Annotated in this window: 21 protein-coding genes; 2 read left to right on the top strand and 19 right to left on the bottom strand. The window is 33.9% G+C overall.

Translation table 11 applies throughout. The features are described 5' to 3' along the window. Nucleotides 1-253: 253 nt before the first annotated feature. Nucleotides 254-745 carry a hypothetical protein gene (locus tag ACQKMD_RS16555; protein ID WP_427753320.1) on the top strand — a complete coding sequence of 164 codons (492 nt, stop codon included), beginning with the start codon at nt 254-256 and terminating at the stop codon, nt 743-745. 242 nt (nt 746-987) lie between these two features. On the opposite strand, the gene ACQKMD_RS16560 is transcribed toward ACQKMD_RS16555, so the two are convergent. The 18 genes from ACQKMD_RS16560 to ACQKMD_RS16645 form a co-directional block, all read right to left on the bottom strand. Next, a complete protein-coding gene (locus ACQKMD_RS16560) occupies nt 988-2,151 on the bottom strand; it encodes a C39 family peptidase (RefSeq protein ID WP_427753322.1) in 1,164 nt (387 codons plus the stop codon). 479 nt (nt 2,152-2,630) lie between these two features. Beyond that, nucleotides 2,631-3,383, bottom strand: a complete 753-nt coding sequence (locus ACQKMD_RS16565; RefSeq protein ID WP_427753324.1) for an N-acetylmuramoyl-L-alanine amidase — start codon at nt 3,381-3,383, stop codon at nt 2,631-2,633. A gap of 2 nt (nt 3,384-3,385) precedes the next feature. Beyond that, entirely contained in the window at nt 3,386-3,637 is a 252-nt protein-coding gene (locus tag ACQKMD_RS16570) for a phage holin (RefSeq protein ID WP_427753326.1), read from the bottom strand. Between the two features lie 20 nt (nt 3,638-3,657). Further along, nucleotides 3,658-3,960: a hemolysin XhlA family protein gene (locus ACQKMD_RS16575; RefSeq protein ID WP_427753327.1), complete on the bottom strand. Its 303-nt coding sequence runs from the start codon at nt 3,958-3,960 to the stop codon at nt 3,658-3,660. 48 nt (nt 3,961-4,008) lie between these two features. After that, nucleotides 4,009-4,308 carry a hypothetical protein gene (locus tag ACQKMD_RS16580; RefSeq protein ID WP_427753329.1) on the bottom strand — a complete coding sequence of 100 codons (300 nt, stop codon included), beginning with the start codon at nt 4,306-4,308 and terminating at the stop codon, nt 4,009-4,011. Between the two features lie 66 nt (nt 4,309-4,374). Then, nucleotides 4,375-4,557, bottom strand: coding sequence for a hypothetical protein (locus ACQKMD_RS16585; RefSeq protein WP_427753330.1), 183 nt, complete (start codon nt 4,555-4,557; stop codon nt 4,375-4,377). A gap of 34 nt (nt 4,558-4,591) precedes the next feature. Beyond that, on the bottom strand, nt 4,592-4,771 hold the full coding sequence (locus ACQKMD_RS16590) for a hypothetical protein (RefSeq protein WP_427753331.1): 180 nt from the start codon (nt 4,769-4,771) through the stop codon (nt 4,592-4,594). 6 nt (nt 4,772-4,777) lie between these two features. Continuing rightward, the gene (locus ACQKMD_RS16595; protein WP_427753332.1) at nt 4,778-5,020 is read right to left on the bottom strand and encodes a hypothetical protein; all 243 of its coding nucleotides are present in this window, start codon (nt 5,018-5,020) and stop codon (nt 4,778-4,780) included. Between the two features lie 15 nt (nt 5,021-5,035). Next, nucleotides 5,036-5,518, bottom strand: coding sequence for a hypothetical protein (locus tag ACQKMD_RS16600; protein ID WP_427753334.1), 483 nt, complete (start codon nt 5,516-5,518; stop codon nt 5,036-5,038). Beyond that, complete coding sequence (locus tag ACQKMD_RS16605) at nt 5,518-5,946, bottom strand: hypothetical protein (RefSeq protein WP_427753336.1); 429 nt, start codon at nt 5,944-5,946, stop codon at nt 5,518-5,520. The genes ACQKMD_RS16600 and ACQKMD_RS16605 overlap by 1 nt, the downstream gene beginning before the upstream one ends. After that, nucleotides 5,922-6,410, bottom strand: a complete 489-nt coding sequence (locus ACQKMD_RS16610) for a hypothetical protein (RefSeq protein ID WP_427753337.1) — start codon at nt 6,408-6,410, stop codon at nt 5,922-5,924. The genes ACQKMD_RS16605 and ACQKMD_RS16610 overlap by 25 nt, the downstream gene beginning before the upstream one ends. After that, entirely contained in the window at nt 6,411-7,394 is a 984-nt protein-coding gene (locus tag ACQKMD_RS16615; protein ID WP_427753338.1) for a siphovirus ReqiPepy6 Gp37-like family protein, read from the bottom strand. It abuts the gene before it with no gap. 8 nt (nt 7,395-7,402) lie between these two features. Further along, nucleotides 7,403-9,442 carry a DEAD/DEAH box helicase family protein gene (locus ACQKMD_RS16620; protein WP_427753339.1) on the bottom strand — a complete coding sequence of 680 codons (2,040 nt, stop codon included), beginning with the start codon at nt 9,440-9,442 and terminating at the stop codon, nt 7,403-7,405. A gap of 225 nt (nt 9,443-9,667) precedes the next feature. Further along, the gene (locus ACQKMD_RS16625) at nt 9,668-11,215 is read right to left on the bottom strand and encodes a hypothetical protein (RefSeq protein ID WP_427753341.1); all 1,548 of its coding nucleotides are present in this window, start codon (nt 11,213-11,215) and stop codon (nt 9,668-9,670) included. Nucleotides 11,216-11,382: 167 nt separating this feature from the next. Next, nucleotides 11,383-11,703: a hypothetical protein gene (locus ACQKMD_RS16630; protein ID WP_427753342.1), complete on the bottom strand. Its 321-nt coding sequence runs from the start codon at nt 11,701-11,703 to the stop codon at nt 11,383-11,385. A gap of 750 nt (nt 11,704-12,453) precedes the next feature. Beyond that, a complete protein-coding gene (locus ACQKMD_RS16635) occupies nt 12,454-12,744 on the bottom strand; it encodes a hypothetical protein (RefSeq protein ID WP_427753344.1) in 291 nt (96 codons plus the stop codon). Between the two features lie 374 nt (nt 12,745-13,118). Then, complete coding sequence (locus tag ACQKMD_RS16640; protein ID WP_427753346.1) at nt 13,119-13,454, bottom strand: hypothetical protein; 336 nt, start codon at nt 13,452-13,454, stop codon at nt 13,119-13,121. A 23-nt stretch (nt 13,455-13,477) separates the two neighbouring features. Continuing rightward, nucleotides 13,478-13,726, bottom strand: coding sequence for a hypothetical protein (locus tag ACQKMD_RS16645; RefSeq protein ID WP_427753347.1), 249 nt, complete (start codon nt 13,724-13,726; stop codon nt 13,478-13,480). Between the two features lie 172 nt (nt 13,727-13,898). Here ACQKMD_RS16645 and ACQKMD_RS16650 point away from each other — a divergent pair, with 172 nt between their 5' ends. Continuing rightward, nucleotides 13,899-14,114 (top strand): helix-turn-helix domain-containing protein, encoded by a 216-nt coding sequence (locus tag ACQKMD_RS16650; RefSeq protein WP_427753348.1) that lies wholly within the window; start codon nt 13,899-13,901, stop codon nt 14,112-14,114. Between the two features lie 630 nt (nt 14,115-14,744). Here the strand turns inward: ACQKMD_RS16650 and ACQKMD_RS16655 are convergent. Continuing rightward, nucleotides 14,745-16,115 carry a lytic polysaccharide monooxygenase gene (locus ACQKMD_RS16655; protein WP_427753349.1) on the bottom strand — a complete coding sequence of 457 codons (1,371 nt, stop codon included), beginning with the start codon at nt 16,113-16,115 and terminating at the stop codon, nt 14,745-14,747. Nucleotides 16,116-16,576: the final 461 nt, after the last annotated feature.

The following is a 16,576-nucleotide window of genomic DNA, read 5'->3' on the forward strand; positions in this document are numbered from 1 at the left end:
TTGATTACACTGATTTACAACGCGAGCAAACTAGCAGTCGATCGTATCAACCAAGTTTTACGTGAACAACCAAACGTAGCTTAATTTTTAAAAACAGATTTTGTACTATGGGAGTTCTCTGTGCTCTAAAAAAATACGATTTATGAAATTGATTCACTTAAGAAAAAATTACAAAAAAGATTTTTTTATATAGTGGAATTATAGAATGTTTTACATTTAATAAGAAGGTAGGCTAAATCAAGGGAGGTTGTTTGTGATTAAATTACAGAAGATATTACTAATAGGAGTTATTTTATTAGCTATTCCTTTATTTTGGATCAATTATTTGATGACTCCAAATCCTGGTTCTCCATCTGGCAATGGTAACCCTGCAATTATTGTTGTTGTTATTCTTCTCATTTTTTTATTTTGTCTTATTTATTTGTGGCTCCGACTTTTTAATCAATATCGCTTGAAACTCAAAGTCTTAGTAGTTAGTATCTTTATTACAATCACACATTTAGTCATTGCTTATCTCTACCAAAAACGCTCATTTATTAAATACCGTAAATTTTTGGCAGACGTTTACGAGAAAAAATTCAAATTTGTTGATTGGGAATATATAGATCATATTACATCATTCATGTCGATACATGTTAACAACCAATTTTTTAATGCTAACACTTACTTTATGTATATATCAATTTCGTTATTAGCTGCTTTGATTTTATATGAAATGAATAGATTATTAAGGTCTAAAAGTTAAAAGCTACAGGGGTTTTAATTGGAGAAGAAAAAACAATAGCAAAAAAACAAGGGTCGTAAGCAACATGAATTAATTCATTATTTAGTTAACACATCGAATTTTTTCTCCCACTTAGCCCTCAAGAATATCAACTTAATAACAAAAAGGTTTCTAATAAAAAATAGAAACCTTTTTTATTATCAAGATTCAAATTAAATTTAATTCAATCTGAAAACCCAATAAAACATCGTCAAAATCAGTTATTAGTATGTTCGATTTACAAGACCCATTGACATGTCATCATTATTTGCATTCCAATTCAACCATATAGTTCCAGTATTACTTGAGCCATTATCCGGATCTTTTATCCCAAATTCGGCAGAGCCATTATTGTATCTATATCCAATACCAGCCACAAAATGATAGTCAGTGTATGTGCCACTGCTTACAAAGAGATCGAATCTTAGTCCTACAGGTTTAGAAGCGTTAATATTATCTTTGTAGTGTGGATAATAACCATAAGCTGGATATGACCAAGCAGTCCAGCCGCTACTACCTGAATAATTATGATCAAGATGTTTATTTATTCCTGTTACATATTGTTTAATGGAACTTCCAACCAAGGTAGTTCCCATTTCGCTATACATATGGTTAATAAATGTACCTACACTACTATAGTCTGAAACCCCTTTTATAGGATAACCTTCCCCCTTTAAAAAATTTGATACCATGGCAGCTGTAGTAGGTCCACATGCTGAGTTTGGATTTGTTACTCCCGAACTCCGCTGGTATAAACGGGTGACACTAAGTGTTTTTTGATCTGTTATTGCAAAAAGAGTAGGGTTGCTAGATGAAGCTGATGATAACTCAATCTCCCAGTAACTTTCATTAGAACTATTACGTTTCACCCTAGGAATTTCTTTATTCATTATTTTTGAATAGTCCATTACACTATCTCGACTACTTACTTTATTTAGCCATTTTTCTTTCCTAGTGTTAAATTGCTGCTCAATTTCATCTTTATTGTTTCCATAAAGATATTGAAGAGGTCCTAAATAATATAACTTTTTCCCTTGCTCTAAAAAATCTTCATTAACATTGTCTAGTTTCCCATCTCCATACTGTAAGATAGGTGGCAAATCCTTAGAAGCTGTTACAAGAATATATCTTGAATCTTTCTCATTATTCTCAAAAGTAAAGTAGTATCCAAGAAGGCTATCATCTACATCATATAGGTGGGTTTTTAAAATTAATTCATCATCCCTTTGAATATCACCTGAATATTCCGTCTCTTTTAAATGATTTAAAGCTACATTTCTAGCCTCTTCTAGACTAACATTTTCTGCAGCACTCACATCAAGTACTTTTCCAAAACAAATTCCCGTAAGTAGAAAAACTAAAGTTAAAATTAAACGGATTTTTTTCACATAATCTCTCCCATAATAAATTGTATTTCTAAACATCCCGGATTAAGAAACCTTTAACACTAGCGCTCAATGTTTATAATACCTCAAAAATACTAATATGTATATAGATATATTTTAAGGAAAAAAAAGGTATATAATGAGTACTATACATCTAATAAATAAAATTTTATATTGGTTTCAACTAATTAATCATATTACTAATAGGTTTTATTTCACCGTGAATCTAATTTAATTATACTGTGGTAGTAAATTTGCTGGTCCTAAAAGGTTTTATCCCGCATAGGCGGTAAAAGCACGCCCTAGATTATATCAGTAAAGCAATGGAATAATGGTATCCTAATAAAAAAGCCCTATCACCAATTATGGTAACAGGGTAAATTTTGATACATATTTGATATTTAATTAGTAAATAAATGTTATTTGATACCATTTGAGAAATGCGTTTGGGTTAAAACTACCTTACTCGAATCGCTCCCAGACTATGCTTTTTTCACATATTTTTTATTTGTAGTCATGTATGTTCCATTTTTCATTAGAAGTCGTGGAGTGCCCGCTTTTGTATGCTCAATTTTTTTCACAGTATATTCTATTGGACCAGCTGCAACTTTTTGTACTCTGTTCCCTTCTACAAAATTGGTGCCTTTGTATTGCCAACAAGTTTTGATTACTTTTATCTTACCTGGGTTAGAAGTATAGTAATTATTTGATGTTGAAGGATTTTCTGGTTTAGATACTGTCGTTACTTCCTTCAATATATCTTTGAATCCAGCCCAAGTAACTCCTGCTTTACCACTGCGTATTTTAGAAGGACAGTTTTTTCCGCTCCAATGATTATGCTGGACTACACGATCAAGAGGGATATTTTCAGCCTCCATGATTTTCTTTGCTAATGCTGCCGCATTTTCTACCGCTTTTTTATAGTTACCATCTTTATTTACACAAATTTCAATATGAATAGAATTTGCATTTCCATTACCTGAACCATCACCTGCCGCCCAACATTTAATATTGTGGTTAAATGATTGTACGGCTTCTTTTTCGTCTACAGTGTAATGCCACGATGCTGAACGACTGTTACCACCTGCTTGTAAACGACCGTGTGCATCCGCATTTGCAGTTGTGTTTTCATTATCTGTTTCGTGAATTGTTATCCATTTACGTCCGTTACCTGTGCCTGAAGTTACTGTATTAATAATAGATTGCGATACTAAGTTTTTACGAATGTTTACCATAATTATTTTAACCCCTTTTGTTTTAGTGATTTTTCTTGTTCTTTCGCTTGTTTTGTTATGATGTAACTATTTTTGTAAACACCATATACGACCAAAACAAATGGCACTGCTGCTATTAAAACATTAATAAAAGTGTCGATTGTGCTGTCATTAAACCACCATAAATCCACTCCTAAAGAGCCCAAAAATAAAAGGACCGCTAATAGCAGTCCTCCGAATAACGCGATATATTGTTTTAATTTGTCTGTTGTCATACAAATGACCTCCAATTTAATTAGTTTGTTTTAAGCACCATTGCTAGTAGTGCCAGTAAGACTGTACCTATGATTGTGGTAGTAACCCACCAGATAGTCTTGTCGATTTTATCAAGTCTTTTATGAGCGCTCCTAGTACTTTGAAGTGCTTCATCTGCTTTATCATCTGCTTTGTCTGCGGTAATTCGGATGTCTCTCACATCATCGATTTTCGCTTCAATTCCACCCAGCCGTTCATAAATATTGCGTACTAATTCTTCACCCATAAAGTCACCTCTTTTTCTGCATAATAAAAACCCTCCACAGTGTTTTGTGGAAGGCATGTAAAAAGCACCCTCGATTGAGAGTGCTTAAATATTTACCGTTAATTTTTAATCAAAAGCATAAAACTCACATTTCCATTCATGAAGCATATACATATCTACTGTTTGTTTCAGATATTTAATATCATCAGATTCAATAGAAAGAGGATCTAAATATACATAACATTCATTACGTTCGTAATCAATAAATACACTACTTACTTCTACTTCCTCATCTCTTTCAAACGCTGTCGAATAGATAAAGTCTCCTTCGTGTGGAATAACATCTGATTCAAAGGTTTTTGTAACCGTTCTTGAATTAACGGCATTATCAAATAAAATTATTAATCTAGATATTGTAATTTCCAACCGTATCCCTCCTCTCATCTACTAAATTTCGACAAAGAGGAAGCTTTTTCCTTTAATAACTTTTACCTACTTAATCTGTTCACTTAATTTATGAGTAGCGTCCTCAATCGTGTGGACGGCTTCAACAATACGTTTGTACTGTTCATTTTCTTTTAATAATGGATAACGATTTAATATTCCTTCAAAATGCCATGCCATATCACCGAGTTCATGCGACAATAAATTCTCGATAGATTCCTTTTCATCCACACTACCACCCCTATTTTTGACAATAAAAATAACGCTAGTCGATTGACTGCGTTTGCTCTGTTGTAGCTTGTTGAGCTTTCATTAAATCGCATAACTCTGTATACTGTTTTGATGTGATACGATTACCCAATAGGAAAACATCTAATTTATTCTGCATTGATTGATGTTCATAATTTCCGCTTTTGATAACATTTTTGCATAATGTGTAGATCATTTATTATCACTCTCCATTTTTATTTGTTAGTTTTGATAACTCAGACGTAGTAACTAAATACTCTGTGTTAAGTAACAATTGTGTTTGTAATTCTTCTAATGTTGGTTTCGGTTCAACTGGTACTGGTGGTTCGATTGGTTCTGTTATAATTGCCTCTCTGATTGTATGCGATACCGTTTCACCGTCACGTGTGTATTCTGTTACTTTAAAACCATTTTCTTCGTATTCTTTTAAAAATACTACTGACATAATTTTATCTCCTTTTTATAGTAAGACATAAAGTGCTTGAAACGTAAGTGGATAATTATTACCAGTAAACTTAATATACGATTTAAACGGTATATAAACACTTTTCCCATTAAGGTACTCGTTTATAGTGTATATGGTTCCATCTACATTCATACTGACATAATTATCAACATACATTGCGGTTTCTACAGATGTAAGAACTCCTTTTCCATTAATAGAACTAATGGAAACAGGTCCGTCGTAACCTACACCTGTACGTGTGCCTGTAGCTCTAAAAGTACCATTAGGTAAATTGGAAGAACTTAAATTAGTTACAGCAGTCTGAATAGCTGTTGCTTGAGACTTTACTGCACTAACATCATTTTTAACCGTATTAACATTTGTATTCACGTTACCAACATCTGTTTTAACTGCTGAAACATCAACCTTTATGGCATCGACTGTCCCCTTTATTTTTTGTTGCGTAATCTCATCTGCAATTTGAATCTTATCTATCATTACTGTACCTCCTCGTAGATGATATAAGCTTTTCCGCCTTCTATGCTAAAACCTACTGTATATGTTTTTTTCGCTACGCTATCGTAAGATTTATGTGGCATTATTGCATCTTTATGGTCATCTATTTGTATCTGTAAATGACCTGCAGCGTTTGTATCTAAAATGTCTCGGATTGTCGCAAACCAGGAATCAAATCCATTCTTTCGAGCATTTAACCAGGCATAGTATAAATCTTCCTCTGCTTGCCTCCACGCCTTGAAATCTTTTTCTTGAGCATCAATCCACGTTTCTAATGCTTTGGTAACATTAGTTTGCCATGTTAAAAATTCATTTGCTTTAGTCGTAGAATATTCGTTAAACCAACTTTGGTATTGGTTGAAAATTGTTGTAGTATCTACTTGATTTACAACACGTGCATTAATCCACATAAATTTTTGTTTAGCCGTGTATCTGTGATTGCTGATTGCGATATTGTTAATGATCCTTTTGCTATATAAATATCTGCTAACCCCAATTCATATGCATCAGCATCACGCTTAAGTTCTGGTGCAACTGGTGACGCTGATAGCATTCCTTTTTTAATAGCCACCAACATTTTACGCTCGATGAAATCAAGCCTTACCACAATACGGTCAATACGATTTAATGACGTATCGCCTTTATCTAGTGCTAATGAGTAGTTATCATCATTTGTTAGGTAATAGCCGTTAATCCATGCCTTACCTGGTCGTAATGTGACACTCATGGCGTCAAGGTTGCCGATGATTTGCAAACAGTCACTTGGATTTACAAAAATACCATTGCCGATAAATGTGGCAAAGTATGAAGCAAAGTCGCCAGCCTTATACTTTCTGTCGCCATTCACACTGTTAAACATTCCAAACTTAATCATCTATTTCACCATCCTTTTTATAGCCTGTGGAAGAGTAGGAACAGATTTCCCTACCTTTACGAAAATGGACTTTCCGTCATTTTGGAAAACCTCATCTGCCTCAAGCACTCTACTGTTCATTAAAATCCCTAGTTCTTCATCCTGTATTGTGATTAGATCACCAAGGAAAAAGTCTCTATTGTATTTTGTATTATCCTTTGTGACATCCAACTCGCAATCAAAGGAAATGAACTCATCATATTCCGATAATTTTTCAGTACCTTTGGTTAATAGCAATTGCCGATACTGGTCATCTGGAATTTCAATTGCATTACCTTCTTCGTCCTGTTGGTCATATTTATCAGAAATCTCACGAGCATCTACAAATAACTCACGTCTAGATAATCCAGTTCCGTTTTCAATCGATGCTGTTTTTCTTGCATAACCTTCACCAGCACCTGCTATTAGAGCTGTATTTTTTAAATCATTGTCGGCATCCTCATATTTTCGTTTCAACAAATTCGCACGACTTTTCGATAAGATAATACGTGGATTTGCCATTTGGTTAATCGTTCTATCAGTACCTTCGTATAGGTCATATTCAAGTTTTCTTCCATCGAACATACACCTGATTCCTAAATCGTACGTATTGCATAAATCATCGATTGAGCTATAAACCTCGTCATATGAGATTTGTTTAATAATAGGTCCCGTTATATTTTTTATTGCTGTTAATTGCACCTGTGGAATTTTCCGCGCTGCAACTGATGGGTTAATTAAATTCTCCGTAAGCATTTGTCTTATTGCACCTTCAACCGTTTCCGAAAAGTTATTTATCCCCCACAAGATACGACGGTCTGTCCATCTTAATACCGAGAAACATTTTACAACTAACTGATCTATACCGTTATCATCACTAAAGCCACGATAATAGATATACATAGCTTCGTTGTCATCTTGCCTGAATAAAACATTTCCTTTTTTGAGTAGGTCAATATTTTTCATATTTACGTCTACATGAAGTTCAGCCTCTCCACATGTCCTGAAAGTATATAAATATGACTATTATAATTGTTATTGATTGATATCCCTGTCGATAAAAAACGAGTAGCAATAATTAAATCAATGTTTTCCGGGAATGTATGCTTACTTACTAACTCCTTATAAATTTCATTAGTGTATTTTGTATCAGCATTTATTTGGGCCGTCCTTAAATTAGGTAACCTTTCTTTGGCTAAGTTAGATAAGAGTAAACCATCTTCTATATTATCTAAAAACAACAATACTTTATCACCATTCGTTAGTTTTTTGTACATAGCGTTAATAGTAGAGAGTAAAGAGTCATAACCATCTTTTTTAAATGTATATACATTGTATTCGTCCGCATTTATCTTGTTGTTTTTGCGCTCAAGAATTACCTTTTTGTTAAAGATTGAAGAAGTATCAACAGGGTAAGATGTACCAGATAAACCTATACGTATCATAGGTAATACACTTGCAAGGTCATTAATAGCCTCATCTCGGTAATTGTATGCTATTACCCATTCATGCACTTCGTCTGCTACTATGCGCATATTCGCGTCAGGGATATGATGTAAAATAAGTTTAACTAGTTTATGTGTAGCATTATATGTAGTGATAAATATTTGCTTTTTATCCTGCATCAGAGCTGTACTCATAGCATTGTAAAATTCATCATCCTCTTTTGAAGCATAATAACCTGCTATTTCATTATCTTTATCGTCACTTAGTAAGTTATCAATGATAGACGTATACGGTACAGTTAATATAAATATATTTTTAGACGATTCTTTTGTTAACGTTTTGAATGCCTTGATAATCCCTGTACTCTTACCACTATTTGTAGGGGACTCCAGCAAAGTCGTATCACTACCATTCAGCATGTCTATTATCATTTTAGGTTTTATGTATTTAACAATATTCGCTTTCTTGGTGTCTTTTATGATATGTGTATAATTTTCTTTTAGCATTCCGGCTTCTATTGCAGCTGATCTACGTGCCTCCGTCACCTCATAAGATGGTCTATACCCATAGCTATTAGAAATTTTAATGAACATACCCCAAGTGTACTTTACTTCATTATTATTAAATATGGATTGTACTTCGTTCTCGAAATCTCCATCATTTCTGTCTTTTGATGCTATTCTAACCGCTTCCCAAGCTTGTTGGTCTTCTCCCAATTCACTACGTATAGCTTGTACCATTGCAAACCACGTATCATAATCTGTCTCTTTATCACCCATAAACTTAAGACGCTCATGAATTTCTATATCTGTTGTGATAATCCCACTCTTATATTCTGAATCTTCACTCATGTATTGTGTTGCATATTTGTTTTCTAATTCTTTTTGGATATCATCTATGTATAGAGAGTAGGGTACACGTGCTTGTTTATTGTGATATCTATAGCCTCTACCTAGTCTTACTAAAGCAAGGGGAGAACTGTTGCTAGTATCTATACAACTTACAAAGTCATAGTCTTTTAGCATATTGCAAATAAGGCCATGCATAATTTTGTAGAAGTTATAATCTGTTATGTATCTATCAAGTATAAACACTAAACGGTAGCAATTGTCACCAGATGGCGAGTGTATGTATCCTATGGATAGATTTCGCAATCCCTTAGTATATTCTGCATCCATATCACCCATATATTTATCTACGTCGATCAAAATTATTTTACTATGGATAAATACACGTCCATACTTCACTTTTTCCTTTTTCTCTTCTTTATCTTCTCCCGTATCTACAGTCATATCTTCTATTACTACACCATTTACAGGATTCGATTTTATAAATGATTCCATTTTGCAAGGAAACATTATCCTGTTCTCTATCATATTAAATAAATCATCTACCCCATACCTACCATGTATCCCTACTGTATCTAATTCTCTCCACACTTTTGCCATCACTTTATTGTACTTACCTTTATATACTTTATCTCCTCTAGTCGTAATTAATGACTTAAGATTATCGTAATGATTTACTGTAGTGGTCACCTCAATTAATTGTTCTTCCACTCTTTTCATTATTGTCATTTCTCCATTCCTTTCTTGAAAAGAAAGGAAACTCACTAAATATTCCCCTAACATAGTTCACTTGTTTAGTGTCACTATTAATGTGATAATTATCTATAATAAGATTCCTCTCCTTAAGAGCCATTACATTGACGGTCGCCAAACTATAAATGTAACGGCTCTTTTTCCTTTTTTACAAGTATCAATCGACCTCATTACTCACTGAAACCTCAAAACTCACTTACCATTTATCTTCCCATGTTTTTTAAAATGTTCAAATTGCAGAACATTATCTTTATTAATTGTTCTCAGTGCTACCTTGTTGTAACAACCATTATGTAGTTTGTAGTTAGTGATAACCCCTTCTAATAAATCCGTATATCGATACCATTTACATGCTCTATACTTCCTATTCAATTTGTCTTTCTTTTCTTTATCTAATGTAAGTTCAATTTCTTTTAAATTAACAAAATCAGAAGAAATACCACTATCCTCTAATTGATTTCTTACACTTGCTGCTCCAATACCTCTCAGAATTGAGGACGTGAAATAATTGTGAGGAGAAGTAGCAGTGACATAATAGTGATTATCACAGACAAAAGATAGAGAACTATTAACATCAAAGCCTATGTAGTTACCGCTATAAGCAGTAATGTAGCTATCTAGTGTCTTACTACTATACGGGATTCCATAGACATCACATACGTTGCTAATAAAGTAACGTAACAGGTAGTCCTTATCTAGTACCTTGTTACGCACAGTGTCGTACACCTGGCATATTACCTTGTTCTCTCTGTATATATTTGTAGCTATGTATTTTTGATTTTTGGTCATTTCTTTAAGTTTTATGGATACGACAGGCAGTAAATCAACTTTACGTTTGCTCTTACGGTAAGTGCGAATATATAGATTAATCGCTTGTGTATCGACATTACTATTAGCGATCAACCTAACGATATTGTCTACATCCTCTTTGGTGTGAGTCTTGTAGAGAGCATTACGTGTCTTTATCACATGTTTCCTGTCTTCTTTAGGTAGCTTCTCTAGTCCATCTGTTGACACTTTCTTGTTTAACTGATTGGTTAGTTCATCAATCCTTTGATGTAGAGCTCGATTATTATTCTCCATTTCAGTTATTGTTTCTGCCGCTGCTACAATTGTATCTCTCATTTCATCTTGTGTAACTTCTAAGTTTCCCTTCTCGATTTCTAGCTCCTCTACAATAACTTCCATTGATTTTATGTATATAGATAGGTTTTCATATTCACCCACTATAACTTTGAATCTCTCCTCTAAATCTATATATATTTCGGTGTCCACATCATGTTCTTCCTGTTCATTTTCCAACTTACTCTGTAGTCGCTCCTTCTCCTTCCGTAATTCCTCTAACTCTTCTTTTTCTTTTTGACTATCAATATTTGCTTTTATGATATCCCTCACTTTTTGCAAACGTAAATATTCATCTACTCCTTCACGTTTTATATTATCCCGAAATTCTTTGACTAACTTACCTGCGGTTGTGCCTTCATATCCAACCAATATCTTACTGTCTGGGTGTAGATTATTATTGGATAGCACACCAGCTATCTTCGCAAATTCAGGATCTGTGACTAAACCTTGTTGCATTAAAGTAAGCAAGATTTCCGTTTGTGCGTTAGGAGTTAATTGTGTGATCAATTCAAGTTTTTTCAAATGCTCATATAACTCTCTTGTCAGCCTCTTGTTTATCCAATATTTGTTATCTCTATCAGGATTTGTAGCCACATTGTTCTTACTTTTCTTCACATTAGCTATCTCCTTTCTCCGATAAATTGGTCGACCAATTTATTTCAAAGTTCCCCTCTCTATAAAAGAAAAAGAGAAGTGGCAACACAAATTGAGAGGATATATAGGTACAACCCTTAAATACAATCTGTAAAGCGATTTGGTGGTGACACTAAACTCTTATTAGACTAATTTACTTTCAGCAACTCTACCTCTTGACGTAGTTCTCTAATTTCTTCCCACATCGCATTTATCAAAGGTAAAAAGTTGTCATCCTCTAACTTTATCTCTCCACGAGCCAAGCGGATGTTTTTGATTTTCCGCATAATCGCATTGTAATTATCCTTAGATATTGTCGTAACACCATCTCGCCAGTAGTAGTAGTTTTTGCGAGATAAACCCAATTCTTTAAAAAGTGACTGTATGGATGTCTCTTCAAGCTCCTTCTCGATTTCCACTAATACTTTATTAGTTAGTTCCGTTCTTTCTTTTCTCAATGCTTCTTTCACTTTTTACCCTCCTCTTAACTTATAAATCTAAAGTAGCACACACGCTATCATGCTAACTACCTCACCTTTCCAACTTTGCTTCTTTTCCTGAAACTTACACTTCTCACTGCACTTTAGATACATTGATAGGCTGGAATACTTTGCTGTTTTGGATTACATAAAAAAATGGAATACTTTTAGAATCATGAATCACTTTTAAAGAAAGAGAGAATGAAGTAGAGGAAGAAGAACAAAAAAAAGAGAAGGTACGCTATCAGTTTAGCCACACCTTCCCTCACAATCTTGATAAACATCAATGCTATTTTAACCATTGTTGATTACTTTGATAACCGAAAGCCTTACTTTCTCCGTATGTATAAAAAGAGAGCTACAAATAAGTAACCTTCTAGCTCCCTTAGTCTTGTAAGCACTCTTCACAAATTTCTCTTAACTCCACCATTGATGTTTTATTAAAACTCGACATCAAAGAGGTCTTGCTTAATACCTCGTGGATAGTATCCTGGTGATAAACAGAGTACTCATTTCCTGATGCGTACTCGTGGGCCCAAACCTTGCCGTCTGCTGTATCGAAAAAGATACGAACGCTATTAATATTGTTACCGTTGTAAGTACCTACTGCCTTTTTAAGTTGTGCGAGTTTAGATATGTATTGGTCGTATTTGTATGGTGTTACTGTAGTCGTTTTAGTGCGGTAACCATGTAATGTTTGTCTTGTTATATATTCCAATAAACCTTTAACAGTGTAATACTCTATGCTACAATCGGTCTTACTTTACCTAGTCTCCATTTAAGTAATACGTTGTTTCTATCTTGTAAAAACGTATCCTCATGCATGTCCTCACCATATTTTATATAATCATTCTCAAGTAGGTAATTATACAAATCTTGAAAACTTTTCATGTCTAGTGCTCGCGTTACATTATTGTCATGTTCGTCTTGGTCGCGGTCAGCATAGTAAATTACATATTCTACTCCTGCAATCTTACATGTTTCGTACATCTCTCTAATTCCCACTTTTGTCATCTTTCTCATTTTATTCATTCTCCCTTTCTCTTTTCATTTCCTCTACCACTTAATAATCTTTCCCTGTTTTCGTATGTAAATGATCACTCTATCCTATTGATTACTTTTTAACTATTCCGTCCCTCTCCTTCTACTTCCAAAGTAACACACAAAATATTGTCCTCGCCACTTTTGTATCTTAATTCCACTTTTTTCTTCTAAAACTCTTACACCCCATCCCCCCTAGAAACGTTGATATACTGGGTTACTTTGCTGTTTTCGGACTATAAAAAAAGTGGAATACTTTTCAGAATAATGCATCACTTTTTAGAAAAAAACGGAATAGAAAGCAGAGAAAGTACTCTAAAAAAAGAGAAAAAAAACCGTGTTATAGACAATCCTTCCCTTTATCACTACGCAGGAACAGCGTTCTCTCTTTGACGCTTCTCACCCCCTTTGATTCGTGCCTTGTCGTATTTGTAGAAAAACGCTAATAAGTCCAAAGCAGACGCGTTCTCAATGTTTTCCAAAAACTCTAAAACTGCTGCACACGGTAATAGATCAATAGGTTCGGTCGAATCGTGTGTTAAAAACGAAATGTGGTCTGGCATATTGCTTTTATTTGTTACGTAAAAAGTGTAAAGAATCCTGCTACCACTTGCTAACTCAACGATTGTGCCATGCCATGCAATAGTACCGTCATAATCAATGTATGGGACTTTCTCGATTGATTCGAATTTGTATTTCATAACCTTCTTGCCTCCAATTATCATTAGTTATTTTTTTGTATAACGTGCATTTCACACCGTGCGAGGACTGCGAGTAATTCGACGGGACACGCATCTTCAAGGTTTGCAAAAATCTCCGCTGCATCATTGTTCCACTCGAATTCAATCGGATTATCATTAATTGTTAGTACAGCTTCTTTATTGCTGAGAATAACTAACTCAACACCTGGGATAATTTCAGTTAAATTTATTGTATTGCAAGTTGATGGGATTGCTTCGTATACTTTTTGCATTTTAAAACTCCTCCTCTCTAAACGAATACGTTCCGTAGTCACATATGTATAAAAAAGTTGCCGCATTCAACATAATCATCTTACTATGACTACATTTCGTTGTCAACCACGTTCCGTAGTTTTTTTCAACAAAATATTGTATACTATAGAAAAAATATAGGAGGCTATTATCATGCGCGTTAAATCAAACTTAAAAGATGTGCTAGACCGTCGAGGCCTATCTATCCGAGAGTGTGCCCGAATGGCGGACTTACCAGTTGAAACAGTTAGACGTATGTACAATGACACAACAATGCAATATCAACGCGATTCGTTGGGGAAATTATGCAAAGGATTAGGAGTTGAATTAACCGATATACTTATACTACATAAAGACGATGAAGAGTAATAATACTTTCTTGAATGGATACAAAATAAAAAGAGAAGGAAAGCCATGTTATCGGCAATCCTTCTCTTTATTTAGAAGTGTATTTTCAGGTGAATTAAATCAAAAATTGACAACAAGTCAAGACCACTTTAGTATTAACATTAATAATCTAATAGGGATTTAGTTTTATTGGCTAAACCTATGTTACGTCTACATTATCACCACTTTGTACTCAGTAATTCCTTGACAGGGTGGAGGTCGCTGGTTCGAGCCCAGTAGGAATCATACATGCAAAACCTAGTGTGAAGCCATTGTAACAACAGTTTTCACGAATAAGACCCTTAACAGCACGTATTGCTGGGGGTCTTTTTTTATTTTCTACCGACAAATTCGAATTTTTTAATGTTTTTTAAGTGTTTTCATTAATTTATATCAGCCTATTTTGTTCTTTTATTAAAATTATAAAAATTCCACTATTTTGTTATTGCATTAATTTTTCTTCAATTGTAAATTTAACCAAAATAATAGCACCTCAAATTTTAGACTATGTCTAAAATTTGAGGTGCAGTTCACAAACCAATGTCATGTTTATTTTCATCTTTTTACATCAAAACCCTCTAAGCTATCTATTTCTATTAAGTTGTCCTTAGATTAAATCGATTTCCATAACGATAAGGAAAATATCCAGTTTGGATCGCCGTTTCCTTGATAACTTTGAACCGCTTCATAGTTTTTCCCCTGATGTTCTACTCTATCACCCTTTGTATATGCTTTATACGGATTCCATTGTTCATAAGATGAACTCTGCTCTTTTGTCTTAGCAGTAAGAATATTACTTTTAATCGATTCATTTCCAGATGTATCAACTGCCGTAACTGTATACTTATATGTTGTATTTGACTGTAAGTTCTTGTCCATAAATGATGTAGTGTTGGATGTTCCAGCTGCTATCATTTGTCCGCTTGATGTTTCTCTGTATACAACATAATGGTCAACTGCTATATTGTCTTCTGATGGACTCCACATTAAGTCTACACTAGTTGATGTTTGCCCCATACTATGTAGTCCTTTTGGTTGGGTTGGTGCTTCATTATCTGGAACTTTATTTCCTGTCTTTGCAACAACAGCTTCACTTTCTTGTGAAACATTTCCTGCTGCATCTATGGCCTTCACTGTATACTTATATTTTGTATTAGCCGTTAATTTTCCATCTGTAAATGTAGTTCCTGGTACCGTTCCAATTACTTTCCCATCACGTAATACTTGATATTCTTTTACCCCTACGTTATCTGTAGAAGGCTCCCAGTTTAATTTCACACTGTTTTCTGTAACTTTCGCTACTTGTAATTTTTGTGGTTGTGTTGGAGCTTTTGTATCCGAGTTTTCATTATTTATTAAATTAACATCGATTACACTATAGAAAGCGTTTGCAGTATCAGCTATATCCCAAACAGCCAAAATTACATGGTATCCACTTCGATCTGTTGGTACGTTAATTTTATGCGATGGATTATTAGATGCTGTAGAACCATTATGTTGTATAACTCCAATCGGATCAAGAACAGCACGGGTTAAAGGTTTATTAGGATTCCATCCTTTTTTTGTAATATAATAGTGCCATTTGCTCGTTGCATGTAGTGCAGTATATTTCCATGTGAAAGTATTTTCACCACCAGTGATTGTATTCTTAAACCAACGATCTGTAGTTTGTTGGTCAAGAATTCCACCAAACATACCACCAGCTGAAGCAATTTTTCCGTCTGCCGGCCCATCTTGTGGGAACCCTTTTGGTGCTTCTAAACTCTGCGGTTCATACATTACATTTCCACAACTCAAGTTAAGCGCTCCATAATTTGAACTACATAACGCAGCACGACTACTAGGTTTTTCTACAAATCCATGAGCATTTACGTTCTCAGGTATTAAAGTAATTCCCAAAATACCTGTTGCTAATATAAAAGCACTTACTCCCGTTTTTCTTTTACTTATTTTTGTTAAACCAAATGAAAGTATATTCTTCATTGTTTTAGTCCCCTTTACTTTTCTATTTATTACATGACAAATAAATATCTATGTTCGAGGATTTTGATGCAAAAAGATGAAAACTATATTGGTCAATATTAATACTATGAAATCTAAATACTAAGTATTTTTACCCTATTACTCACTTCCATTTTTAGAGTTAATATACTTATACCACTATATTTATATCGTTTACTAAATAAATTGTCTTTAAATTTTTATTATAGTAAATGCCAATATTGTTACTATCAAATCTAAACACTAAGTATTTTTACCCTATTTCTTATATCCCTTTTTAAGAGCCAATATACTTACACCATTATATATCGGATAGTTTTTCTGAAAGTACATAGAAATAGTGAAATTAGCGAATTCATTTTTATACAAATAAAAACCCCTCCAAACAGATGGGTTTAATTTTTGATACTTATTTGATTTAAGCTGGTAGAAATTACAGATGT

Origin of the sequence: Viridibacillus sp. NPDC096237 (assembly GCF_050278625.1) — a bacterium.
In the GTDB taxonomy this organism is placed as follows: domain Bacteria; phylum Bacillota; class Bacilli; order Bacillales_A; family Planococcaceae; genus Viridibacillus.

Coding starts and splice junctions, on each gene's coding strand:
- ACQKMD_RS16565 (WP_427753324.1), bottom strand. CDS start 3,383: ATGGTAAACATTCGTAAAAACTTAGTATCGCAATCTATTATTAATACA.
- ACQKMD_RS16570 (WP_427753326.1), bottom strand. CDS start 3,637: ATGACAACAGACAAATTAAAACAATATATCGCGTTATTCGGAGGACTG.
- ACQKMD_RS16575 (WP_427753327.1), bottom strand. CDS start 3,960: ATGCCTTCCACAAAACACTGTGGAGGGTTTTTATTATGCAGAAAAAGA.
- ACQKMD_RS16590 (WP_427753331.1), bottom strand. CDS start 4,771: ATGATCTACACATTATGCAAAAATGTTATCAAAAGCGGAAATTATGAA.
- ACQKMD_RS16595 (WP_427753332.1), bottom strand. CDS start 5,020: ATGTCAGTAGTATTTTTAAAAGAATACGAAGAAAATGGTTTTAAAGTA.
- ACQKMD_RS16600 (WP_427753334.1), bottom strand. CDS start 5,518: ATGATAGATAAGATTCAAATTGCAGATGAGATTACGCAACAAAAAATA.
- ACQKMD_RS16605 (WP_427753336.1), bottom strand. CDS start 5,946: ATGTGGATTAATGCACGTGTTGTAAATCAAGTAGATACTACAACAATT.
- ACQKMD_RS16610 (WP_427753337.1), bottom strand. CDS start 6,410: ATGATTAAGTTTGGAATGTTTAACAGTGTGAATGGCGACAGAAAGTAT.
- ACQKMD_RS16615 (WP_427753338.1), bottom strand. CDS start 7,394: ATGAAAAATATTGACCTACTCAAAAAAGGAAATGTTTTATTCAGGCAA.
- ACQKMD_RS16620 (WP_427753339.1), bottom strand. CDS start 9,442: ATGAAAAGAGTGGAAGAACAATTAATTGAGGTGACCACTACAGTAAAT.
- ACQKMD_RS16635 (WP_427753344.1), bottom strand. CDS start 12,744: ATGAATAAAATGAGAAAGATGACAAAAGTGGGAATTAGAGAGATGTAC.
- ACQKMD_RS16640 (WP_427753346.1), bottom strand. CDS start 13,454: ATGAAATACAAATTCGAATCAATCGAGAAAGTCCCATACATTGATTAT.
- ACQKMD_RS16645 (WP_427753347.1), bottom strand. CDS start 13,726: ATGCAAAAAGTATACGAAGCAATCCCATCAACTTGCAATACAATAAAT.
- ACQKMD_RS16650 (WP_427753348.1), top strand. CDS start 13,899: ATGCGCGTTAAATCAAACTTAAAAGATGTGCTAGACCGTCGAGGCCTA.
- ACQKMD_RS16655 (WP_427753349.1), bottom strand. CDS start 16,115: ATGAAGAATATACTTTCATTTGGTTTAACAAAAATAAGTAAAAGAAAA.